The 23,036-nt window shown below is 64.7% G+C and carries 23 protein-coding genes; 12 read left to right on the top strand and 11 right to left on the bottom strand.

Annotated elements, in window-relative coordinates; genetic code table 11:
- Nucleotide 1: 1 nt before the first annotated feature.
- On the bottom strand, nt 2–592 hold the full coding sequence (locus tag ACK3BK_RS06130; protein WP_125930590.1) for a sigma-E factor negative regulatory protein: 591 nt from the start codon (nt 590–592) through the stop codon (nt 2–4).
- A 31-nt stretch (nt 593–623) separates the two neighbouring features.
- The gene (gene rpoE / locus ACK3BK_RS06125; protein WP_003252049.1) at nt 624–1,205 is read right to left on the bottom strand and encodes an RNA polymerase sigma factor RpoE; all 582 of its coding nucleotides are present in this window, start codon (nt 1,203–1,205) and stop codon (nt 624–626) included.
- Between the two features lie 435 nt (nt 1,206–1,640).
- Between rpoE and nadB the strand changes: the two genes are divergently transcribed.
- Nucleotides 1,641–3,245, top strand: a complete 1,605-nt coding sequence (nadB, locus tag ACK3BK_RS06120) for an L-aspartate oxidase (RefSeq protein ID WP_186668608.1) — start codon at nt 1,641–1,643, stop codon at nt 3,243–3,245.
- 60 nt (nt 3,246–3,305) lie between these two features.
- On the opposite strand, the gene ACK3BK_RS06115 is transcribed toward nadB, so the two are convergent.
- Nucleotides 3,306–3,761 carry a protein YgfX gene (locus ACK3BK_RS06115; protein WP_411383920.1) on the bottom strand — a complete coding sequence of 152 codons (456 nt, stop codon included), beginning with the start codon at nt 3,759–3,761 and terminating at the stop codon, nt 3,306–3,308.
- Nucleotides 3,745–3,999 (bottom strand): succinate dehydrogenase assembly factor 2, encoded by a 255-nt coding sequence (locus ACK3BK_RS06110; RefSeq protein ID WP_054891841.1) that lies wholly within the window; start codon nt 3,997–3,999, stop codon nt 3,745–3,747. The genes ACK3BK_RS06115 and ACK3BK_RS06110 overlap by 17 nt, the downstream gene beginning before the upstream one ends.
- A 135-nt stretch (nt 4,000–4,134) precedes the next feature.
- On the opposite strand from ACK3BK_RS06110, the gene ACK3BK_RS06105 reads away from it, so the two are divergent.
- Both ACK3BK_RS06105 and ACK3BK_RS06100 read left to right on the top strand, forming a co-directional pair.
- Nucleotides 4,135–5,076, top strand: coding sequence for a YgfZ/GcvT domain-containing protein (locus ACK3BK_RS06105; protein ID WP_411383919.1), 942 nt, complete (start codon nt 4,135–4,137; stop codon nt 5,074–5,076).
- Nucleotides 5,077–5,131: 55 nt separating this feature from the next.
- The gene (locus ACK3BK_RS06100) at nt 5,132–5,938 is read left to right on the top strand and encodes an HDOD domain-containing protein (protein WP_186668613.1); all 807 of its coding nucleotides are present in this window, start codon (nt 5,132–5,134) and stop codon (nt 5,936–5,938) included.
- Nucleotides 5,939–5,956: 18 nt separating this feature from the next.
- Here ACK3BK_RS06100 and ACK3BK_RS06095 read toward each other — a convergent pair whose 3' ends face one another.
- Nucleotides 5,957–7,336, bottom strand: a complete 1,380-nt coding sequence (locus ACK3BK_RS06095; RefSeq protein WP_186668614.1) for a sensor histidine kinase — start codon at nt 7,334–7,336, stop codon at nt 5,957–5,959.
- Nucleotides 7,329–8,000 (bottom strand): response regulator, encoded by a 672-nt coding sequence (locus ACK3BK_RS06090; RefSeq protein ID WP_054891845.1) that lies wholly within the window; start codon nt 7,998–8,000, stop codon nt 7,329–7,331. The genes ACK3BK_RS06095 and ACK3BK_RS06090 overlap by 8 nt, the downstream gene beginning before the upstream one ends.
- A gap of 201 nt (nt 8,001–8,201) precedes the next feature.
- Between ACK3BK_RS06090 and ACK3BK_RS06085 the strand changes: the two genes are divergently transcribed.
- From ACK3BK_RS06085 to ACK3BK_RS06065, 5 genes are all read left to right on the top strand, one after another.
- Complete coding sequence (locus ACK3BK_RS06085) at nt 8,202–9,476, top strand: OprD family porin (protein WP_186668615.1); 1,275 nt, start codon at nt 8,202–8,204, stop codon at nt 9,474–9,476.
- A gap of 31 nt (nt 9,477–9,507) precedes the next feature.
- The gene (locus ACK3BK_RS06080; RefSeq protein WP_125930594.1) at nt 9,508–10,488 is read left to right on the top strand and encodes a Bug family tripartite tricarboxylate transporter substrate binding protein; all 981 of its coding nucleotides are present in this window, start codon (nt 9,508–9,510) and stop codon (nt 10,486–10,488) included.
- 76 nt (nt 10,489–10,564) lie between these two features.
- Nucleotides 10,565–11,023, top strand: coding sequence for a tripartite tricarboxylate transporter TctB family protein (locus ACK3BK_RS06075; protein ID WP_186668800.1), 459 nt, complete (start codon nt 10,565–10,567; stop codon nt 11,021–11,023).
- A 3-nt stretch (nt 11,024–11,026) separates the two neighbouring features.
- Nucleotides 11,027–12,541, top strand: a complete 1,515-nt coding sequence (locus ACK3BK_RS06070; RefSeq protein WP_186668616.1) for a tripartite tricarboxylate transporter permease — start codon at nt 11,027–11,029, stop codon at nt 12,539–12,541.
- Nucleotides 12,534–13,565 carry an AbrB family transcriptional regulator gene (locus ACK3BK_RS06065; protein ID WP_411383918.1) on the top strand — a complete coding sequence of 344 codons (1,032 nt, stop codon included), beginning with the start codon at nt 12,534–12,536 and terminating at the stop codon, nt 13,563–13,565. The genes ACK3BK_RS06070 and ACK3BK_RS06065 overlap by 8 nt, the downstream gene beginning before the upstream one ends.
- A gap of 99 nt (nt 13,566–13,664) precedes the next feature.
- Here the strand turns inward: ACK3BK_RS06065 and ung are convergent, their stop codons facing one another.
- A complete protein-coding gene (ung, locus tag ACK3BK_RS06060) occupies nt 13,665–14,357 on the bottom strand; it encodes a uracil-DNA glycosylase (protein WP_186668619.1) in 693 nt (230 codons plus the stop codon).
- A 129-nt stretch (nt 14,358–14,486) separates the two neighbouring features.
- On the opposite strand from ung, the gene ACK3BK_RS06055 reads away from it, so the two are divergent.
- Nucleotides 14,487–15,593: an enoyl-CoA hydratase/isomerase family protein gene (locus tag ACK3BK_RS06055; RefSeq protein WP_411383917.1), complete on the top strand. Its 1,107-nt coding sequence runs from the start codon at nt 14,487–14,489 to the stop codon at nt 15,591–15,593.
- A gap of 2 nt (nt 15,594–15,595) precedes the next feature.
- Here the strand turns inward: ACK3BK_RS06055 and ACK3BK_RS06050 are convergent, their stop codons facing one another.
- The gene (locus ACK3BK_RS06050; RefSeq protein ID WP_411383916.1) at nt 15,596–16,009 is read right to left on the bottom strand and encodes a hypothetical protein; all 414 of its coding nucleotides are present in this window, start codon (nt 16,007–16,009) and stop codon (nt 15,596–15,598) included.
- 232 nt (nt 16,010–16,241) lie between these two features.
- Between ACK3BK_RS06050 and ACK3BK_RS06045 the strand changes: the two genes are divergently transcribed.
- Both ACK3BK_RS06045 and ACK3BK_RS06040 read left to right on the top strand, forming a co-directional pair.
- A complete protein-coding gene (locus ACK3BK_RS06045) occupies nt 16,242–16,463 on the top strand; it encodes a cysteine-rich CWC family protein (RefSeq protein WP_411383915.1) in 222 nt (73 codons plus the stop codon).
- A 10-nt stretch (nt 16,464–16,473) separates the two neighbouring features.
- Complete coding sequence (locus ACK3BK_RS06040) at nt 16,474–17,166, top strand: pseudouridine synthase (RefSeq protein ID WP_411383914.1); 693 nt, start codon at nt 16,474–16,476, stop codon at nt 17,164–17,166.
- A 9-nt stretch (nt 17,167–17,175) separates the two neighbouring features.
- On the opposite strand, the gene ACK3BK_RS06035 is transcribed toward ACK3BK_RS06040, so the two are convergent.
- A complete protein-coding gene (locus ACK3BK_RS06035; protein WP_411383913.1) occupies nt 17,176–20,244 on the bottom strand; it encodes an efflux RND transporter permease subunit in 3,069 nt (1,022 codons plus the stop codon).
- Between the two features lie 6 nt (nt 20,245–20,250).
- Complete coding sequence (locus ACK3BK_RS06030) at nt 20,251–21,351, bottom strand: efflux RND transporter periplasmic adaptor subunit (RefSeq protein ID WP_411383912.1); 1,101 nt, start codon at nt 21,349–21,351, stop codon at nt 20,251–20,253.
- 183 nt (nt 21,352–21,534) lie between these two features.
- Between ACK3BK_RS06030 and ACK3BK_RS06025 the strand changes: the two genes are divergently transcribed.
- A complete protein-coding gene (locus ACK3BK_RS06025) occupies nt 21,535–22,170 on the top strand; it encodes a TetR/AcrR family transcriptional regulator (protein WP_186668632.1) in 636 nt (211 codons plus the stop codon).
- Between the two features lie 83 nt (nt 22,171–22,253).
- Here the strand turns inward: ACK3BK_RS06025 and ACK3BK_RS06020 are convergent, their stop codons facing one another.
- Nucleotides 22,254–23,036 carry a class I SAM-dependent methyltransferase gene (locus ACK3BK_RS06020; protein WP_186710653.1) on the bottom strand — a complete coding sequence of 261 codons (783 nt, stop codon included), beginning with the start codon at nt 23,034–23,036 and terminating at the stop codon, nt 22,254–22,256.

Here is a 23,036-nt window from a genome sequence, read left to right as displayed (position 1 = left end):
CTTAGCGATTTTCCAGGCTGGCGGCGCGTGCGTAAGGCAGAGCGGTTTCAGTGCCCTTCAGCGCAGACTCCTGAGCGTGCTGGCGCAGGTAACCTGGCAGACGCTGATCCCAGCCGGCCTGGTTCTGCAGCACACCGTTGGCCATCGGCCCGGTCGGTTGCTCACTGCTCTCACTATAGCCTGCCAGAACGGCTGGACCTTGAGCCTGCGGTACGGTGATCCCCTGCTGCACAGGTTGCTGCGAAGCAAGTTGCGCGCCGTTGATCTCATCCTGGTTGTACAGGCGTACGCCTGCCAGCACAGCGACGGTCACCGAAGCGGCAACGGCCAGGCGACCAATGCTGCGCCACGGGCCACGCTTGGCCTTGACCGGGACGGCTTCGTCGGCCAGCGCGGCAGAAACGGCCGACGCGATGTCGAGCTTGGGCAGCAGCAGCTCCTTGTGCATGGCTGCGCGAGCGACCTGGTAACGCGACCAGGTGGCACGTGTCTCGGCATCATCGACCGCGTTCAGCACTCGACGTAATTCCAGTTCGTCCGCTTCGTTATCCATTACCGCGGACAGCGATTCCTGCAAAGCTTCACGACTCATGGCGGTTCCTCTCTTGGCTGTCGCCGCTGTCTCAGGTTTCCTGCAACAGGGGTTGCAGGGCTTTGTCTATGGCCTCCCGAGCGCGGAAGATTCGAGAGCGCACGGTACCCACCGGACATTGCATGACACTGGCAATGTCTTCGTAACTCAGCCCGTCGAACTCGCGCAGGGTCAATGCCGTGCGCAGGTCTTCGGGCAGTTGCTGGATGGTGCGATGGACAGTGCCTTCGATTTCATCCCGCAACAACGAGCGCTCTGGGGACTCGAGATCCTTGAGACCATGATCGCCGTCGTAGAACTCCGCATCCTCGGAGCTCACATCGCTGTCTGGCGGCCGTCTTCCACGGGACACCAGGTAATTCTTCGCCGTGTTGATGGCGATGCGGTACAGCCACGTGTAGAACGCACTGTCACCGCGGAAGTTGCCAAGCGCACGGTAGGCCTTGATGAAAGCTTCCTGCGCCACGTCCTGCGCTTCATGGGTGTCGTGTACAAAACGCACGATCAACCCGAGAATCTTGTGCTGATACTTCAGCACCAACAGATCGAACGCTCGCCTGTCACCGCGCTGCACGCGCTCGACAAGCTGCTGATCCTCTTCCTGGGTTAGCATGAACACTCCTCAGTGAACTCAAAGGAGCGTTGCGACAGCCATCGTTCAGGCTTGCAACCATAGACTCGGGCTTTGCGCAAAAGTTCTCCCCTCCAAGCAAGTTTCCTGCGGCCTCTGGTCGGCTCGCACGAAAAAGACACAGCGCGGTCGCAGCCGGCTGCGTCGATAATCGGTGTCTCGAATACACAGGTTTCAGCCCGGGTAGAGCCGCTGTCCTGCGTCGCCTCGGCAATCGTGGCAGACGGGCAGCCTTCTTGAGATTTGCAGGGGTACTGGAAAGTTCCCACAAAGTCGCCACGCCTGCGCAACCGCCATTGGAAATCCGACGCCGGGGGCTGCTATAAAGGCAGCCCGGCATCTTTCACGATAGTTTCACAATGCCATATACGCATGACTATTGTGCCGCTCCCCTTCCCTAGTTACTAGTGTCCCGACATGAGCCAACAATTCCAACATGATGTCCTGGTGATCGGCAGTGGCGCCGCCGGTCTCAGCCTGGCACTGAACCTTCCCGGCCACCTGCGCGTCGCGGTCCTGAGCAAGGGCGACCTCGCCAACGGCTCTACCTTCTGGGCCCAGGGCGGTGTCGCCGCGGTACTGGACGACACCGACACGGTGCAATCGCACGTCGAGGACACGCTCAACGCAGGCGGTGGCCTGTGCCATGAAGACGCCGTGCGATTCACCGTCGAACACAGCCGCGAAGCCATCGAGTGGCTGATCGAGCAGGGCGTGCCCTTCACCCGCGATGAACACCACAGCGTCGACGACGGCGGCTTCGAGTTCCACCTCACCCGTGAAGGCGGTCACAGCCACCGCCGCATCATCCATGCCGCCGATGCCACGGGCGCCGCGATCTTCACCACGCTTCTGGAACAGGCGCGCCAGCGCCCGAACATCGACCTGCTCGAACAGCGTGTAGCCGTGGACCTGATCACCGAGCGGCGCCTGGGCCTGCCCGGCGAACGCTGCCTGGGCGCCTACGTGCTCGACCGCAACAGCGGCGAGGTGGACACCTTCGGCGCACGCTTCACGGTGTTAGCGACAGGCGGCGCGGCCAAGGTCTATCTCTACACCAGCAACCCCGACGGCGCCTGCGGTGATGGCATTGCCATGGCCTGGCGCGCCGGCTGTCGGGTGGCGAACCTTGAGTTCAACCAGTTCCACCCAACCTGCCTGTACCACCCGCAAGCCAAAAGTTTCCTGATCACCGAGGCCCTGCGTGGCGAAGGTGCGCTGCTGCGCCTGCCCAACGGCGAGCGCTTCATGCCGCGCTTTGACCCGCGCGAAGAGTTGGCGCCACGGGATATCGTCGCTCGCGCCATCGACCATGAGATGAAGCGCCTGGGCGTGGACTGCGTGTACCTGGACATCACCCACAAGCCGGTCGAGTTCATCAAGAGCCACTTCCCCACGGTCTACGAACGCTGCCTGACCTTCGGCATCGACATCACTCGCCAGCCGATCCCGGTGGTACCGGCAGCGCACTACACCTGCGGCGGCGTGATGGTCGACGAGCGCGGCCACACCGACGTACCGGGCCTGTATGCCATTGGCGAGACCAGTTTCACCGGCCTGCACGGCGCCAATCGCATGGCCAGCAATTCGCTGCTGGAGTGCTTCGTCTACGGCCGCGCGGCTGCCGCGGACATCGAGGCGCACCTGGATCAAGTCGGCAGGCCTCAGGCCCTGCCTTGCTGGGATGCCAGCCAGGTTACCGATTCGGATGAAGACGTGATCATCGCGCACAACTGGGACGAACTGCGGCGATTCATGTGGGACTACGTCGGCATCGTGCGCACCAGCAAACGCCTGCAGCGCGCCGAGCACCGGGTGCGCCTGCTGCTGGACGAAATCGACGAGTTCTACAGCAACTACAAGGTCAGCCGCGACCTGATCGAGCTGCGCAACCTGGCACAGGTGGCCGAGCTGATGATTCGCTCGGCGATGCAGCGCAAGGAAAGCCGTGGGCTGCACTACACCCTGGACTACCCGGGGATGCTGGGTGAGGCCAGGGATACGATACTCAGCCCGACCTGAGCCTGGCGCCGGCCTCTTCGCCGCGGCGACTTGCCCGCGAAGAGGTCGGCAACACCCACTTCACTCTACAGCCATCACCCATCGGCGTCGGCTGAACTTCAAGCGCACACGAAGCTGTCGGTGCTCATCCGCCGTCAGCGCATCCCTTGGAATGCACTGGCTCTGGGCAACCCGCCGCCCTTCGCGCACGAAGCGCAACACCACCATCACCGGCAGCGCGACGCTGTCACGGCACAACCTAACCCGCTGCCAGCCACGGGCACGGCTGAACGCCTGCCAGCCACGCGCATCACGGCGCAGACCGCTCACGGCATCAGGATGGGTCAGGAGGATACGACGGGGAATCACCCAACAGGCATGGGCGAGGCAGGCAATCAGCACGCCGGTTGCCAACCACCAGGGCAAGGCACTGAACCACAGAGTGGCGAGCGCCAGCGCCTGCCCGGCAAGATAGGCCGTCAGCAGCAGGCGCGAGCCCTGCCAACGGCACTCGAAGCTCTCACTTGGGCTGGACACGGTCCAGGATGATGCGGACCATGCGCTGCAGCTCAGGGTCTTCGGATTCGTTACGCTCCATGAACCAGCCGAACATGTCCTGGTCCTCGCAGGTCAACAGGCGGCGGTACAGTTCGCGATCCGCTTCGCTCAGGTTCGGGTAAACCTCCTGGGTGAAGGGTACGAGCAGCACGTCCAGCTCCAGCATGCCGCGGCGGCTGTGCCAGAAAAGCCGGTTGAGTTCAGTTTGTTCGACCATGGGGCCCTCCTCGAATGGTCGCGCAGTATACCGCGCTGCAACCACAGCGGCACGAGGCATTGGTCTAGTCACCTACCTATTTTGTTACTGGCGTTCTATGATGGCCGCCAGTCTTTATAGCTACCGCGATGACCCATGGCCGACTCCGCTTTCTTCTGTCCCCTGTCCCACGAGGGCATCCTCGCTGTCCGCGGCTCCGACGCCGGCAAGTTCCTGCAAGGCCAGCTGACCTGCAACCTCGACTATCTGAATCCGCAGCACGCCAGTCTCGGCGCTCGCTGCATGGTCAAAGGCCGCATGCAATCCAGCTTCCGCATCCTGCCCGAAGGCAATGGCTATCTGCTTGCCATGGCCAGCGAACTGCTCGAGGCGCAATTGGCGGACCTGAAGAAGTACGCGGTGTTCTCCAAGGCCACGCTGACCGACGAAAGCCCCGCCTGGGTACGCTTCGGCCTGCAGCAGGGCGATGCCGCGCTGCACGCGCTGGGGCTTGAAACACCACAGGCAGCCGGCGCCACCGTGCGTCATGAAGGGCTTGTCGCCATCGCTGTCTCGCCTGCACGCGTCGAACTGTGGGTGCCCGCCGAACAGGCCGCCAACGTGCGCGGAGTCCTCGCCGCCGCACTGCCCGAAGGCACCCTGGATGCCTGGCTGCTGGGCCAGATCCGCGCCGGCATCGGCCAGGTCATGGGCCCGACCCGTGAACTGTTCATCCCGCAGATGATCAACCTGCAGGCCGTCGACGGCGTGAGTTTCAAGAAGGGCTGCTATACCGGCCAGGAAATCGTCGCGCGCATGCAGTACCTGGGCAAGCTCAAGCGTCGCCAGTATCGTCTCTCGCTGCCCGTGGACGAAGCCCCCGCACCCGGCGCAGAGATCTTCTCGCCCACCCACGGCTCCTCGGTCGGCGAGGTGGTCATCGCGGCACCGGCCGAGCAAGGTGTCGAACTGCTGGCAGTGCTCAGCGCCGACTCGGTGGAAGATGACAACCTGCACCTGGGCAGCCTCGAAGGCCCACGCCTGACCCTGCTCGACCTGCCCTACGAACTGGACCGCGATCGGGAAATCCAGCGCTGACCAGCCCGCCCCGCCGCTGCGGCGGGGCAGCCCCACCACTGCGGTAGAGAAGTCCATGAACAAGCTGGCCGAGATGGTTCAAGCGCAGTTGCTCGCTGCCATCGACAACGACGACCTGGTCCTGCCCACGCTGCCCGAGGTTGCCCTGAGCATCCGCGAAGCCGCCGAAGACAGCGAAATCAGCGTGGCCGCCTTGAGCCGCGTGATCGGTCGCGATGCTGCGCTGTCGGCGCGCCTGATCAAGGTGGTCAACAGCCCGCTGCTGCGCGCACTGGTGGAGGTCACCGACCTGCACACCGCGATCACACGCCTGGGCGTCAACTACAGCTGCAACCTGGCTATCGGCCTGGTGATCGAACAGATCTTCCATGCCCGATCGCCGGCGGTGGAACACAAGCTGCGCGATATCTGGGAAAACAGCCTGGAAGTGGCGGGCATCAGTTACGAAATCTGCAGACGCTACACCCACCTCAAACCCGACCAGGCCACCCTGGGTGGTCTTGTGCACCAGATCGGCGCCCTGCCGGTACTGATCTACGCCGAAGAGCACAACGAGCTGCTGTCCGACCCGGTGTGCCTGCACTTCGTGATCGAACAGATCCATCCCGTGCTGGGCGACAAGATCCTCAGCGCCTGGGAGTTTCCCGAGCAACTGGTCAACCTGCCCAGCCAGGTCCAGGACCTGGAGCGCGAGACCGACAAGATCGACTACATCGGCATCGTCCAGATCGCCCGCTCGCTCAGCCTGCGCGGGCGCGGCCAGCCCTTGACCAGCCTGCCCGCCTACAAGCTGCTGCGCCTGCCGGAGGGCAAAGAGCTGGATCTGCTGGAGCTGGTCGAGGCACGAGACATGTTGCGCTGACTGCCGCGGGTGCGGCGGTCAATCCGCGATGAAGCTCACCCGCACCTTCAAACCGCCGTTGTCGCCATCATGCAGGCTGATCTGCGCCAGATGCGCACGGCAAATTTCGCCGACGATCGCCAACCCTAGCCCACTGCCTTGGGCACTGCGCCGGTAGAAGCGCTCGAACACGCGCTCGCGATCATCCAGTGGAATCCCCGGCCCATCGTCCTCGACCTCCAGCACCGCAGGGGCCAGCACGCGCAGGATCACGTTGCCGCCCATCGGTGTGTGGGCCAGGGCATTGTCCACCAGGTTGCTGAGCAGCTCGTTGAGCAAGGTCGGCTCGCCCTTCAGCCAAACCGGCGCCTCGGCTTCCAGCGCCAGGGCAACACCCCGGGCATGGGCCAGCGGCGCCATGGCCATGCCCAGTTCGCGGGCCAGCTGGCTGAGATCCAGGCGCTTTGCACCGCCTTCGGCGATTGCCCGGGCGCCATTTTCCACACGGGCCAGCGACAGCAACTGGTTGGCCAGGTGGGTAAGGCGATCAGTCCCCTGAGCCGCAGACTCCAGGGTCTGGCGCCACTCCTCGGGCTCCCGCGAGCGCAAGCCCAACTCCACCCGAGCCTTGAGCGCCGCCAGTGGTGTGCGCAACTCGTGGGCAGCATCGGCGATGAACTGCGCCTGGCGCTCGAACTGGCCGCGCAGCCGCTCGGTGAAGTGGTTCAAGGCCCGCACCAGCGGCCCCAGTTCATGCTGCACCTGCACCACCGGCAGGGCCCGTAGATCGTCGGGCTGACGGGCCTCCACCGCCGTGCGCAGACGCTCCAGCGGACGCAGTGCAGCACTGACCGCGAACCACACCATCACCAGCGCGCCCAGCGCAAGCATGCCCAGGCGCAGCAACGTGTCGGCCATCAGTCCGCGCGCCATGCTCACCCGCGCCTCTTCGGTCTCGGCCACGCGGATCTCGGCCATGCCGTTCATGTTCGGTTCGCTGACGGCCTTGAGCAGGCTCACCACGCGCACATCCTGGCCCAGGTAGGTGGCGTTGTAGAAGCGCGCCAGTGCCGGATAGTCGTCGGTGCGCGGCGTGCCAGGGGGCGGCGGCGGCAGCTTCTCGTAACCGGAAATCAGCCTCTGGTGGATATCCAGCACCTGGTAGTAGATGCGTCCGGCGCTGTCGTAGGCGAAGGTGTCCAGCGCCACATAGGGCACATCGGCGCTGAGCGTGCCATCACGCTGGGAAAGGCCGGCGGCAATGGTCCGCGCCGAGGCCAGCAGCGTGCGGTCATAGGCGGTGTCGGCGGCCTCGCGGCCATTCCAGTAAGCGCTCAGGCCGCTGGCCAGCATCAGCACCACGAGCAACAGCGCCAGGTTGCCGAGCAGGCGCGCGCGCAGGCTGCCGTTGTCACGCATCGCGATGCTCGAGCAGGTAGCCCAGGCCGCGGAACGTGACGATCGCCACCGGGTGGCCATCGAGCTTCTTGCGCAGGCGATGGATGTAGATCTCGATGGCATCGGGGCTGGCTTCTTCGTCCAGGCCAAACACCTGTGCGGCCAATTGCTCCTTGCTCATCACCCGCCCGGGACGGGCGATCAGCGCCTCGAGCACGCTCTGTTCGCGCGAGGTCAAGGTCAGCGGCTCGTCACCCAGCGCAAAGCGCCGCGTGTCCAGGTCATACACCAGGGGCCCGCAACGTTGCTGACGTTCGCCACCGAGCACGCTACGGCGCAGCAGTGCCTTGACCCGCGCCTCAAGCTCGGTGAGCTCGAAAGGCTTGGCCAGGTAGTCGTCGGCCCCAAGGTTCAGGCCGTGCACGCGGTCCTTGACGTCGCTGCGCGCGGTGAGCATCAGCACCGGCAGGGTCTTGCCCCGCGAGCGCAGGCGCGCCAGCACTTCGAAACCGTCCATGCGCGGCAGGCCGACATCCAGCACGGCGACAGCATAGTCCTCGCTGGCCAGGGCCAGGTCGGCGGCCACGCCGTCATGCAGCACATCCACGGTCAAGCCCTGGCTTTTGAGGGCCTGGGCCACGCTTTCAGCCAACGGCAGATGGTCTTCGACCAGCAACACACGCATCGGATTCTCCCTGCTCGGGTTGGGCGGTGGCGCGGAGTGTAACGCCCTCGCAGGCACTGTGAAGCCCTTGTGACAAACCTTTCGCGCTGAAAGGTTAGCGAAAGGTTCGCCACCTAGCATCGCACCACGGTCGCTCCACGCGCCGAAAAAAGCACCAGCAAGGTGCAACGAATAAGAACAATAAAACGGAGTCAGACGACGATGCTGTCAATGCAGCCCAGCCGGTCCCTTTCCGCCCGCCCTTCCACGCTCGCCAGCGCCATTGCCCTTGCCGGCATTGCTCCGATGAGCCAGGCCGCCTTCTTCGAAGACAGTACGGCCACCTTCGAAACCCGAAACATGTACTTCAATCGCGACTTCCGCGATGGCACCAGCGCGCAACAATCCAAACGCGACGAATGGGCCCAGGGCTTCATGCTCAATTTCGAATCCGGCTATACCGACGGCACCGTGGGCTTCGGCCTCGACGCCCTGGGCATGCTCGGCATCAAGCTCGACTCCAGCAAGGACCGCACAGGCACCGGCCTGCTGCCGACCCATGACGACGGCAAGGCGGCCAACGAGTACTCCAAGCTCGGCCTGACCGGCAAGGTCAAGATCTCCCAGACCGAGTTGAAAGTCGGCACCCTGATCCCGGAACTGCCGACGCTGCAGCCCAACGACGGGCGCATCCTGCCGCAGACCTTCGAAGGCGGCCTGCTCACCTCCCGCGAGATCAAGAACCTGACCTTCACTGGCGGGCGCCTTGAAAAGGCCAAGGACCGTGACGACACCAACTGGGAAGACCTGGCGCTGAACAACAAGAACGGCCGCTTCGGTGGTACGTTCCGCGCCGACCACTTCGACCTGGGTGGCCTGGACTACAAGTTCACCGACCGCATCACCGGCAGCTACCACTTCGCCCAGCTCGACGACATCTACCGCCAGCACTTCGTCGGCATGGTCGCCACCCAGCCCTGGGGGCCGGGCACCTTCGGCGCCGACCTGCGCCTCTCGAAGAGCGACGAACAGGGCAAGGCCCTGGCCGGCAAGATCGACAACACCACGGTCAACGGCATGCTCAGCTACGCGCTCAGCGGCCACAAGTTCAGCGCCGCCTACCAGCACCTGTCCGGCGACAGCGCCTTCCCCTATGTCGACGGCGCCGACCCGTACCTGGTCAACTTCGTCCAGATCAACGACTTCGCCGGCGCCGACGAACGCTCCTGGCAAGTACGCTACGACTACAACTTCGCTTCCCTGGGCATTCCTGGCCTGACCTTCATGACCCGCTACATCAACGGCGACAACGTCAGCCGCGCCGATGGCAGCGAGGGCAAGGAATGGGAACGCAACACCGAGTTCAAGTATGTGGTGCAGAGCGGTCCGCTGAAGAACGTCGCGGTGCGCCTGCGCAACGCTACCTTCCGCTCCAACTTCGCCCGCGATGCCGATGAAGTACGCCTGCTGGTCAGCTACAGCGTGGCCCTGTGGTAACCCATAACAACAACGCTCACGGAGATAGACGATGAACCTTTCACTGCGCCGACTCGTCCTGGCCACCGGCTGCCTGCTGCTGGCCGGCAACGCCCTGGCCGCCGAACCGAAACGCCCCGAATGCATCGCCCCGGCCTCGCCCGGCGGTGGTTTTGACCTGACCTGCAAACTGGTGCAGAGCGCACTGGTCGAGGAGAAGATCCTCAGCAAGCCCATGCGCGTCACCTACATGCCAGGCGGTGTCGGCGCGGTGGCCTACAACGCCGTGGTAGCCCAGCGTCCGGCCGATGGCGGCACGCTGGTGGCCTGGTCCAGCGGCTCGCTGCTGAACCTGGCCCAGGGCAAGTTCGGCCGCTTCGACGAGAACGCGGTGAAATGGCTGGCCGCCGTCGGCACCAGCTATGGCGCCATCGCAGTGAAAAGCGACTCGCCCTACAAGACCCTCGATGACCTGGTTGCCGCACTGAAGAAAGACCCGAGCAAGGTGGTGATCGGTTCCGGCGGCACCGTCGGTAGCCAGGACTGGATGCAGACCGCGCTGATCGCCAAGGCTGCCGGCATCAACCCGCGCGACCTGCGCTACGTGGCCCTGGAAGGCGGCGGCGAAATCGCCACCGCGCTGCTCGGCGGCCATATCCAGGTGGGTTCGACCGACATTTCCGACTCCATGCCACACATCCAGAGCGGCAGCATGCGCATCCTCGCGGTGTTCTCGGAAAATCGCCTGGACGAGCCTGAAATGAAGAACATCCCGACCGCCAAGGAGCAGGGCTACGACATCGTCTGGCCGGTGGTGCGCGGCTTCTACCTCGGCCCGAAGGTGAGCGACGAAGAGTACGCCTGGTGGAAAGCGTCGTTCGACAAGCTGCTGGCCTCGGAAGACTTCGCCAAGCTGCGTGACCAGCGCGAGCTGTTCCCGTTCGCCATGACCGGTGAAGAGCTCGATGGCTATGTGAAGAAGCAGGTCGCCGACTACAAGACCCTGGCCAAGGAATTCGGCCTGATCCAGTAATCTCGGCCCTTGTGGGAGCGGGCTTGCCCGCCCCCACGAAGGAAGCATGAAAGCCGCTTCTATCGAGGATTCCTTCATGATCCTGCAACGCATCTTCGCCCTGGTGCTGCTGGCGGTCTGCGCCGCCCTGGCCGTTATGGCCTGGCCGTACCAGGCGGCGTTTTCCTATGAGCCGGTGGGCCCGCGTGCCTACCCGCTGCTGATGCTCGGCCTGATGAGCCTGGGCCTCTTGTATCTGGCGATTCGTCCGACGCCCATCGTGCACAAGGACGACGAAGTCCCCCTGGACCGCGAGACCCTCACCAAGATCGCCGCCTGCGTCGGCCTGCTGATCGTCTTCGCCGCCACCTTCGAGTCGCTGGGCTTCATCCTCAGCGCCGTCCTCGCCGGCCTGCCCATGGCCCGCCTGTATGGCGGCCGCTGGCTGCACAGCGCGATCGTGGTGGTGGGCATGAGCATCTTCCTCTACTGGCTGTTCGACCGGGTGATGGATGTCCCCCTGCCCCTCGGCCTGCTCGACGTACTGGAGAACTGACACATGGATACCTTGAGCTACCTCGGCCAGGGCTTCGGCGTCGCCCTGAGCCCCTACAACCTGGTCACCGCCCTGAGCGGCACCCTGATCGGCACCGTGGTCGGCCTGTTGCCAGGTCTGGGCCCGATCAACGGCGTGGCGCTGCTGATCCCCATCGCCTTTGCCCTCGGTCTGCCGCCGGAGTCGGCGCTGATCCTGCTGGCCGCGGTGTATCTGGGCTGCGAATACGGCGGCCGGATCAGTTCGATCCTGCTGAACATCCCGGGCGAAGCCTCGACCGTGATGACCACTCTCGATGGCTACCCCATGGCCCGCCAGGGCCTGGCCGGTGTCGCCCTGTCGCTGTCGGCCTGGAGCTCGTTCATCGGCGCCCTCATCGCCACCTGCGGCATGGTGCTGTTCGCGCCGCTGCTGGCGAAATGGGCGATCGCCTTCGGACCGGCGGAATACTTCGTGTTGATGGTGTTCGCCATCGTCGCCCTCGGCGGCATGGCCGGCGACAAGCCACTGAAGACCTTCATCGCTGCACTGATCGGCCTGTTCCTGTCGGCCGTGGGCATCGACGCCAACAGCGGCGTGTACCGCTTCACCGGTGACAGCGTTCACCTGGCCGACGGTATCCAGTTCGTGGTGCTGGTACTGGGCCTGTTCTCCATCAGCGAGATTCTCCTGCTGCTGGAGAAGACCCACCATGGCCACCAGGCGGTCAAGGCCACCGGGCGCATGCTGTTCAACCTCAAGGAAGCCGCCTCGGTCTTCGTCGTCAACATTCGCTGCGGCCTGCTCGGCTTCTTCATGGGCGTGCTGCCCGGTGCCGGTGCCACCCTGGCCAGCGCCGTGGCGTACATGACCGAGAAGCGTATCGCCGGTGCCAGCGGCAAGTTCGGCAAGGGCGACGCCCGTGGCCTCGCCGCCCCGGAAACCGCCATCGGTGCATCCTGCTGCGGCGCCCTGGTGCCAATGCTGACCCTGGGCGTGCCAGGTTCGGGCACCACCGCCGTGATGATCGGTGCACTGACCCTGTACAACATCACCCCCGGCCCACTGCTGTTCGAACAGCAGCCTGACATCGTGTGGGGCCTGATCGCCTCGCTGTTCATCGCCAACATCATGCTGGTGATCCTGAACATCCCGATGATCCGCATCTTCACCCGCATCCTTGCCGTACCGAACTGGGCGCTGGTGCCGGTGATCGCGATCATCACCGCGATCGGCGTCTACGCCGTGCACGCCACCACCTTCGACCTGTTCCTGATGGTCGGCATCGGCATCATGGGCTATATCCTGCGCAAGCTGGACTTCCCGCTGTCGCCGATCCTGCTGGGCTTCATCCTCGGCGGGCTGATGGAGCAGAACCTGCGCCGTGCGCTGTCGATCTCCAACGGCGAGCTGGGCATCCTCTGGTCCAGCCCGATCAGCATGAGCGTATGGGCACTGGTGGTCTGCATGCTGGCCCTGCCGCTGCTGCGCATCTGGCGCCGCCGCAGCCTGCAGCGCCGGGCCATGGCCGATGCCTGATCGGTCGTTGCCGCTGTTCTGGGCTACCGGGCTGGTCGGACTTGCTGGCGGTTTCATCGCCAGCAAGGTCGGCTGGCCTTTGCCGTGGATGGTCGGCTCGCTGCTGGCGATCATTGCGGTGCGCTGCCTCACCCCCTGGCAACTGTCGGAAATCCCCAACGGCCGCAAATGCGGGCAATGGGTCATCGGTATCGGTATCGGCCTGCACTTCACCCCGGAAGTGATCGAACAGGTTGCCAGCCATTTCGGCTTGATCTTCTTCGGCGCACTGCTGACCACGGTCTCCAGCGGCGTCGGCGTGTGGCTGCTGCGCCGGTCCGGCGAGGACCGTGCCACGGCATTCTTTGCCAGCATGCCCGGCGGCTCGGGCGAGATGGTCAACCTGGGCGCGCGCAATGGTGCGGTGCTCAGCCAAGTGGCGGCGGCGCAGAGCCTGCGCGTACTGGCGGTGGTGCTGTGCGTACCGGCGCTGTTCAAGCTGCTGCTGGGCGATGGCGTGGCGCTGAACCATGCCGGCAGCGTCAGTTGGGGTTGGCTGGCGCTGATCGCGCCGCTGAGCATTGGCGTGGCGCTGCTCTGGCAACGCCTGCGCCAGCCCAACCCCTGGTTGTTCGGGCCACTGCTGGTGGCTGCCAGCATCAGCCTGGCCAACAACCTGCAGATCGGCCTGCCCAACGGCGCCAGCCAGATCGGCCAGTGGCTGATCGGCAGCGGCCTGGCCTGTCACTTCAACCGCGCGTTCTTCCGCCGTGCGCCGGCCTTTCTGGGGCGCACCCTGGTGGCGACGGCCCTGTGCATGCTGATCGCAGGCGGCGCGGCCTGGGTGCTGAGCCTATTCAGCCACCTGGACCTGCGTTCGCTGACATTGGGGATGATGCCGGGCGGGATCGCCGAGATGAGCCTGACGGCGGAGACCCTGCAACTGTCGGTGCCGTTGGTGACGGCGCTGCAGGTGATGCGCTTGCTGTTCGTGCTGTTCCTGGCAGAACCGATGTTCAGGTATTGGGTACGCCAGGACGATTGACCGGTCGACCTCTTCGCGGGCAAGTCGGAGCGCCGAACCGCCGCCCCCACTGGCTGAGAGCGGGCTTGCCCGCGAAGAGGCCAACCCGACCGCAAGCCCTTACAAAGGCGGCACCGCCCAATTGATGGGCTCCAATCCGCGCTGCTGCAGGAAGCTGTTGGTCCGGCTGAAATGCCCGCAGCCCAAAAACCCGCGATACGCCGACAACGGTGACGGATGCACCGACTTGAGCACCAGATGCTTGGTCCCGTCGATCAGCTTTTGCTTGCTCTGCGCATGCGATCCCCACAGCAGGAACACCACGTTCTCGCACTGCTCGCTGACCAGCTGGATGATGCGGTCGGTGAAGAACTCCCAGCCCTTCTTGGCATGCGACGCGGCATTGGCGCGCTCGACGGTCATGGTGGTATTGAGTAGCAACACCCCCTGCTCGGCCCAGCTCTGCAGGTAGCCATGATTGGGGATCGGCAGGTTCAGGTCGCGCTGCAGCTCCTTGTAGATATTCACCAGCGAAGGCGGCGTCGGCACCCCCGGCTGCACCGAGAAGCACAGGCCATGGGCCTGGCCCGGGCCGTGGTAAGGGTCCTGGCCGAGGATCACCACCTTCACCTTGTCCAGCGGCGTGGTGTTGAGGGCATTGAAGATCAGCGGCCCAGGTGGATAGATCTCCTTGCCGGCGGCATGCTCCTGGCGCAGGAACTCGCGCAGCTGGTGCATGTAGGGCTGGTCGAACTCGGCGCGCAGCGCGGCCTTCCAGCTGGGTTCGAGCTTGATGCGATCGTCGTCGGTCATGGAGCAATCCTGAATCAGAGTGGGCGCGACACTAGGAAAGCCGCCCCCGCTTGTCAATCGCTCCGACCGGTGACAGGCACGATCGGTCAGGCAAGCCATACTTGTGCGACGACTTGCGCGAGGTTGTCCATGTCCATTCATTGCGAGGTACTCACCGGCGCCGATGGCGCCCGTATCGGCATCGCCACCCTGGATGCCGCCAAGACCCTGAACGCCCTGACCCTGCCGATGATCGAGATGCTCGATTCGCACCTGCGCGAATGGGCGCGCGATCCGGGCGTCGTCTGTGTGCTGCTGCGCGGCAACGGCGAAAAGGCCTTCTGCGCAGGCGGCGATGTGCGCGCGCTGGTGCAGGCCTGTCGTGAGCATCCCGGCAGCGTGCCACCGCTGGCAGCAACCTTCTTCGCCGCCGAATATCGCCTCGACTATCTGCTGCACACCTACCCCAAGCCGCTATTGTGCTGGGGCCGCGGTCATGTGCTGGGCGGCGGCATGGGCCTGCTGCAGGGCGCCAATGTGCGTATCGTCACCCCCAGCAGCCGGCTGGCGATGCCGGAAGTGAGCATTGGCCTGTATCCGGATGTCGGCGCCAGTTGGTTCCTCAGCCGCCTGCCGGGCAAGCTTGGGCTGTTCCTGGGGCTGACCGGCGCGCCGATCAATGCCCGTGACGCCCTTGATCTGGGGCTGGCCGACCGTTTCCTCGGCGAGCAGCAGCAGGCTTCGCTGATCGAAGAACTGCTGCAACTGAACTGGCAGGAACAGACCGCCTTGCAACTGAACAGCCTGCTCAAGGCCGAGCAGCATCGCGCCTGGGCCGAGCTTCCAGAAGCGCAGTGGCTGCCTCGCCGCGCCGTGATCGACGCATTGCTCGATGTCGCTGACCCGGTAGCCGCCTGGCGGGCCGTGTGCGGCTTGAGACACCACACCGATCCACTGCTGGCCAAGGCGGGCGAGCGCTTGCATGAAGGCTGCCCGCTTACCGGTCATCTGGTCTGGGAACAGCTTCAGCGCGCCCGTCACCTGTCGCTGGCCCAGGTGTTCCAGATGGAATACGCCATGAGCCTGAACTGCTGTCGGCATCCGGAATTCAGCGAAGGGGTGCGCGCTCGCTTGCTCGACAAAGACAACCAACCGCACTGGCACTGGCCGGATATCGGCAAGGTGCCAGCAGCGGTGGTCGAAGCGCACTTCGTCAAAGTCTGGGAGGGGCGACACCCGCTGGCGGATCTGGGCTGACCCTATCGCTGCCAGTTGCGATCCCCACGCCCCCGATCGCCTTGCCCATTGGAATGCCAGCGATCATCCCCCCCGCCGCCACGGTAGTCCTGGCGATCGCGGTCACGCCCGTAGTCGTAGCGCTGGCGGTTGCCGTAGTCATGACGCGGATTGCCATGCCACTGGTTCACCACCGGTGGCGTGTAGGGCCGGTAGTAAGGTGCCGGCGCCGGACGGTAGTAACGCGGTGCCGTCTGGTAGTAATACCGAGGCTGCGGCGCGACGTAGTAACGGTCCTGACGGTAGTAGTAACCCGGGTAGGCGTAGCGGTCAGCGGTGTAGTACTCGCTGCGGTAATAGCCCCCGCCCCCGTAGTAAGGGGCACAGGCACTGGTCATCAGGCCAAGCAGAACGACCAACAGGATTCGAGGGTACATGGCGGCCTCCTGGACCGCTGGATTGCCCGGCACAGCGGCGCTGGCGGACGTCGATCGCAACACGTTGATCGACACTGAGTAAGACAGTGCGCCCAAGGTCCGGTGCCATTTGCGCAACAAATTGAAACAGACAGAACGATCCGGAAATACAAATAGACAGAGGCGCGACAAAAGCCTCCAACGGATATACTGCGCGCCTCGGTGCAGACATACCGCGAACCCGGAAGCCACCATGAACGACAGCCAGCGCTGCCCCGCCTGCGGCGCCGCCAACCAGTGCGCCCTGGCCGACCCGCGCAGAGCCACCCAGGCCTGCTGGTGTTTCAGCGTCAGCATCGATGCCGCTGTGCTCGAAGCGCTTCCCGACGAACTGCGCAACAAGGCCTGCCTGTGCCCTCGCTGCGCAGCAGTCGACGAACAGCTCAAGGCAGCCGACCAGCGGCAGCCTCTTTAAGATTGCTACGATGCGCCTCGATCGATTTCTCGCCAACTTCCCCCAGTACAACCGCCAGCAGGTGCGCTTGCTGCTGGTGCAGCGCCGTGTGCGGGTCGACGCAAAGCCGGTGATAGATCCGCGACACGAGGTGCGTGAATTCAGCCGGGTCGAGGTCGATGAGCAGTTGTTGCAGGCCGGGCGCCCGGCACGCTACCTGATGTTGTACAAGCCCGCGGGGTGCGTCAGCGCCACCCGCGACCCGCAGCACCCCACCGTACTCGACCTGCTGCCGGCCGACCTGCGTGACGACCTGCACATCGCCGGGCGCCTGGACTACAACACCACCGGGCTGATGATCCTGACCAATGACGGCCAATGGTCACGCCGCCTGACCCAACCGCGCACCAAGCAGGCGAAGGTCTATCAGGTCGAGACCGAGGACGAAATCGGCGCGCACTACATCGAAAAGTTCCGCGAAGGCTTCTACTTCGCCTTCGAAGACCTCACCACCCTGCCCGCCCAACTCGACATTCTTGGCCCGCGCAGCGCGCGACTGGCGATCGTCGAAGGCCGCTATCACCAGGTCAAGCGCATGTTCGGCCACTTCGACAACAAGGTGATCGGCCTGCACCGCGAAAGCATGGGGCCCATCAGCCTGGACCCGGCCCTGACGCCAGGCGCGTTCAGGGCCCTGACCGCCGAGGAAATCGCGGCGGTCTGACGGTCGACCTCAGGCGCTCTTCTTCACCCTGAACCAGGCCGCATACAGCGCCGGCAGGAACAGCAGCGTCAAGGCCGTCGCCACGATCAAGCCCCCCATGATCGCCACTGCCATCGGCCCGTAGAACACGCTGCGCGACAGTGGAATCATCGCCAGCACCGCGGCCAATGCCGTCAGCACGATGGGCCGGAAGCGCCGCACCGTGGCCTCGATGATCGCCTGCCAGCGGTCCAGCCCAGCGGCGATGTCCTGCTCGATCTGGTCCACCAGGATCACCGAGTTACGCATGATCATCCCTGCCAGCGCGATGGTGCCGAGCATCGCCACGAAGCCGAACGGCTGGCGGAACACCAGCAGGAACAAGGTCACACCAATCAGCCCCAACGGTGCGGTGAGGAACACCATCACCGTGCGCGAGAAACTGCGCAGCTGGATCATCAGCAGGCTCAGCACCACCACGATGAACAACGGCATGCCGGCGTTCACCGAGCGCTGGCCGCGCTGGGCATCCTCCACCGTGCCGCCGACCTCAAGCAGGTAACCGTCGGGCAATTGCTCGCGCACCTGCTGCAGGGTCGGCAGGATCTGCCTGACCAGGCTGTCCGGCTGTTCCTTGTCGTAGATGTCGGCGCGCACGGTCACCGTCGGCAGGCGATTGCGGTGCCAGATGACACCCTCCTCGAAGCCGTACTCCAGCGTCGCCACCTGTGACAACGCCACGCTCTGGCCGTTGTCGGTCGGCAGCGCCAGACTGCCCAGGCCCCCCATGTCGCTGCGCTCCTCGCGAGTGCCGCGCAAGAGAATTTCGATCAGTTCGTTGTCCTCGCGGTACTGGCTGACCGTGGTGCCCGTCAACGAGCTTTGCAGGAAGCTCGACAGCTGCGCGGTACTCACGCCGAGCGCGCGGGCGCGGTCCTGGTCGATTGCCAGGAACACCGCCTTGCTCGGTTCCTCCCAGTCCAGGTGCACGTTGACCACGTGCGGGTTCTCGCGCACCTTGACCGCCACCTCTCGGGCCAGGGCGCGCACTTTCTCGATGTGTTCGCCGGTGACCCGGAACTGCACCGGGTAACCCACGGGCGGGCCGTTCTCAAGGCGCGTGACCCGCGAGCGCAATTGCGGGAATTCCTGGTCAAGGGTGGTAATGGCCCAGCTGCGCAGGGCTTCGCGGTCCTTGAGCGACTTGGCCAGCACCACGAACTGGGCGAAGCTCACTGCCGGCAGTTGCTGGTCCAGCGGCAGGTAATAACGCGGTGAACCGGTGCCGACGTAGGCCACGTAGTTCTCGATACCATCCTGCTGCTTGAGCAGCGCCTCCAGGCGCTTGACCTGCTCGGCGGTGTTGGCCAGCGAAGCACCTTCGGCCAGCTTCAGGTCGATCATCAGCTCAGGCCGCGCCGATGCCGGGAAGAACTGCTGGGGCACGAAGCGGAACAGCACGATGCTGCCGACGAAGGCGGCAATGGTCAGCACGATCACCGTCTTGCGACGACGCACGCACCACTCCACCACCTTGCGCACACGTTGGTAGAACGGCGTGGCATAAGGGTCGGGCGTATGCTCGCCATTGCCGTGACGCGCCGCATGGCGCTTGGCCAGGTCCGGCAGCAGGCGGTCGCCCAGATAGGGGACGAACAATACCGCCGCGACCCACGAAGTCAGCAACGCGATGGTCACCACCTGGAAGATCGAACGGGTGTATTCGCCGGTGCTCGACGCGGCCGTGGCGATCGGCAGAAAGCCTGCGGCGGTGATCAGCGTTCCGGTCAGCATCGGGAAGGCGGTACTCGACCAGGCATAGCTTGCCGCCTTGAGCCGGTCGTAGCCCTGCTCCATCTTGATCGCCATCATCTCCACGGCAATGATCGCATCGTCCACCAGCAGCCCCAGGGCCAGTACCAGCGCCCCCAGCGAAATCTTGTGCAGGCCGATGCCGAAGTAGTGCATGGCGGCGAAGGTCATGGCCAGCACCAGCGGGATCGCCAGGGCCACCACCAACCCCGTGCGCACCCCCAGCGAGAAGAAGCTCACCAGCAACACGATGACCAGTGCCTCGACCAGCACCTGGATGAACTCGCCGACCCCGGCCTTGACCGCTGCCGGCTGGTCGGACACCTTGCGCAGCTCCATGCCCGCCGGCAGATCGTGCGCGAGCCGGGCGAACTCGGCTTCCAGCGCTTTGCCCAGTACCAGGATGTCACCGCCGTCCTTCATCGACACAGCAAGGCCGATGGCATCCTCGCCCATGAAGCGCATGCGCGGCGCAGGTGGGTCGTTGAAGCCGCGATGGACCTCGGCAACATCGCCGATGCGGAAGGTACGATCGCCTACGCGGATAGGGAACTGGCGAATCTGCTCGACGCTGTCGAAGCGCCCGCTGACCCGCAGTTGCAGGCGCTCGCTGGGCGTTTCGAAGAAGCCTGCGGTGCTCACCGCATTCTGCTCGCGCAACGCCTGCTGCACCGCGGCCAGCGGCACCCCCAGGGTCGCCAGCTTGGTGTTGGACAGCTCGATCCAGATCTTCTCGTCCTGCAAGCCGATCAGCTCGACCTTGCCCACATCCTTGACCCGTTGCAGCTGGATCTGGATGCGGTCGGCATAATCCTTGAGCACTGCATAGTCGAAGCCAGCCCCGCTCAGGGCGTAGATATTGCCGAACGTGGTGCCGAACTCATCGTTGAAGAACGGCCCCTGCACCTCAGGCGGCAAGGTGTGACGAATATCCGCGACCTTCTTGCGGATCTGGTACCACAGCTCGGGAATTTCGTCCGAATGCATCGAGTCGCGAGCCATGAACGTGACCTGGGACTCCCCCGGACGGGAGAACGAGACGATCTTGTCGTACTCGCCGGTCTCCATCAGCTTCTTTTCGATGCGCTCGGTGACCTGTCGCGACACCTCTTCAGCGGTGGCACCAGGCCACAGCGTACGCACGACCATGGCCTTGAAGGTAAAGGGCGGATCTTCACTCTGTCCCAGCTTGGTGTAGGACATAGCGCCAATGGCCGCCAACAGGATCATCAGGAACAGTACGATCTGGCGATTGCGCAGCGCCCAGGCGGAAAGGTTGAACCCCATCGGGACTTACTCCTTGCTCGCCAGGTTCACCACACGGTTGCTGCGATCGACCGGCCGTACCTCCTGGCCTTCGCGCAGCACGTGGCCACCTGCGGCGACCACCCAGTCGCTGGCGCCCAGCCCTTCGAGCACCGGCACACTGTCGGCACCATAGGGGCCGAGACGAACAGGCGCACGCTCCAGCCGATTGTCCTTGCCCACTCGCCAGACATAGGCCTGGCCCTGCTCGGCAGTCACCGCCGACAGCGGCACCGACAGCGGCGAGCGTTCGGCATGGGCGATGTACACCCTGGCGCTCTGGCCCAGCTCTGCCGGGGCTTGCGTCGATGTGAAGGCAATTCGCGCAGCGAAGGTGCGCGAGCGTGGATCGGCGGCCGGCGACAGCTCGCGGATACGCCCCTCGAAGCGCTGCTCGGGGTGCGACCAGAGTTCGACAGTTACCGCCTGCCCCACCGTGAAGCGGGCAAACTGTTGCTCGGGCAGGCCGATGGCCACCTCACGTTCGCCATCGGCTGCCAGGGTGAATACTGTCTGCCCAGCCGCAACCACCTGGCCCACTTCGACCTGGCGCTTGGCGATCACACCGTTCTGCGGCGCCCGCAGCACAGCGTATTCCGCATGGTTGCCGGCCACGTCGAATTGCGCCTTGGCCTGCTTGAGGCGGGCAAGACCCGCACGGTAGAGGTTCTCGGCATTGTCGAACTGGGAATGGCTGACCATCTGGCGGTCAAGCAGCTTCTGGTAACGGTCGCGTTCGGCACGCACCAGCGACAGGTTCGCCTCGGCGGCGGCCATCTGCGCGCGGTTGGCCTCCAACTGCAGGCGCACGTCCTGCGGATCGAGCTCGGCCAGTGGCTGGTCGGCCTTGACCCGCTGCCCTTCCTCGACCAGGCGCTTGCTGACCTTGCCGCCGATACGAAACGCCAGCTCCGGCTCGAACCTGGCGCGTACTTCGCCCGGATAGCTGTTGGCCGAAGCGCCGGTGGGCTGGGGCTGGATCACCAGTGCCGGACGCGGGGCCGCAGGTGCCGCGGCCTCCTGGCCACAGGCAGTGAGCAGCAAGACGCAGGCAAGGGGCAGGACGAGGGGCGACGCACGACGCAACATGATGAATAACCTTTCGCAGAGGACGCATCGAATAATTATACTGGCGGGTATATTAAGTCAGGGAACCGACGCCGGGAAGCGGGTGCCAGACAGAAAAAATGTATTTATCCCGCGACGTGCGTAGCAGCCGCGAGCCGCGCGACTCGGTAATATGAGCGCTTCATCAGACAGACACGGACTCCAATGCCCATCGACGCACCCACAGGCCCTGGCCGGCCCAAGGATCTCGCCAAGCGCGAGGCCATCCTCGAAGCCGCTAAGTCGCTGTTCCTCAGCCTTGGCTACGCCAACACCAGCATGGATGCGGTCGCTGCGGCGGCAGGTGTTTCAAAACTCACGGTCTACAGCCACTTCAACGACAAGCAGACCCTGTTCGGCTCGGCGGTCATGGCCACCTGCCAGACGCAACTGCCCGACCTGATCTTCGAGCTGCCCGAGGGCGTGCCGATCGAAGACGTGCTGCTCAAAATTGCCCGGGGCTTCCAGGCGCTGATCAGCAGCGACGAGTCGGTCAAGCTGACGCGCCTGATCATGGCTTTGGGGAGCCAGGACCCGGGGCTTGGGCAGTTCTTCTACGAGGTGGGGCCCAAGCGGGTGCTGGCCGAAATGGAGGCGCTGCTGCGCTGCGTCGATGCACGCGGGTTGCTGCGGATGGAGAATCCGTTGCGCGCGGCCGAGCATTTCTTCTGCCTGATCAAGGGCGCCGCCGATTACCGGCTGTTGCTCGGTTGCGCACCGCCGCTGGCCGGAGAGGAAGCCGAGCAGCATGTGCGCGAGGTGGTCGGGGTGTTCATGCGGGCGTATAGCAGCCACCTGTAGGAGCGGGCTTGCCCGCGAAAAGTACACCGCGATGCATGGCACCGGCTTTGCCGGTGTTCGCGGCGATTCGGCGCCCGCTTACCCTAAGCCTTCAACGCCTTCTTCGGGTAGATATCGTAGCGACTGGACTTGCCCTCCAGGCTATGGCTCGGCTTTGGCCCGTCGATGATCGGTGCCTTGCGTGGGCGCTTGACCACGACCCGGTGGCTGGCCAGCGCCAGCGCGGCCTCCAGCAATGCCGGAGCATCCAGATCGTCGCCCACCAGCGGGCGGAACACGCGCATTTCCTTCTTCACCAGTGCGCTCTTGTCACGGTGCGGGAACATCGGGTCGAGGTAGATCACCTGCGGCGCCTCGCCCTGCCAATCGCGCATGCGTTCGATGGCATTGCCCGTCAGCAAGCGCATGCGCTCGACGATCGGCGCCACTTCAGCATCCAGGCGCCCACGCGCCAGGCCATCCTCGAGCAACGCAGCAATCAGCGGCTGGCGTTCGATCAGGGTCATCTGGCAGCCCAGGCTCGCCAGCACGAAAGCATCCTTGCCCAACCCCGCGGTGGCATCCAGCACCTGAGGCCGAACGCCTTGGGCGATACCGACCGCCTTTGCGATCATCTGCCCATTGCCGCCGCCGAACAGGCGTCGATGCGCCGCCTGCCCTTCGACGAAATCCACCCGCACCGGACCGGGGGCCTGCGGCCCCAATTGCTGGATCTGCAGACCATCAGCGCCGATCTGCACGGCGAACTGCGCCGAGTCATCCTCCTGCGGCAGGCCCAGACGCTGCGCCCAATCCTGCGCCTGCGCCTGGAACGGCGCCGACAGCGCCTCGACCCTGATACCTGTGCCCTGCTCTTGCTCTGCCAT

It is taken from the genome of Pseudomonas sp. L7, from assembly GCF_046605565.1.
Classification (GTDB): Bacteria; Pseudomonadota; Gammaproteobacteria; order Pseudomonadales; family Pseudomonadaceae; genus Aquipseudomonas; species Aquipseudomonas wayambapalatensis.
This window is presented reverse-complemented; position numbering and strand designations above follow the sequence as displayed.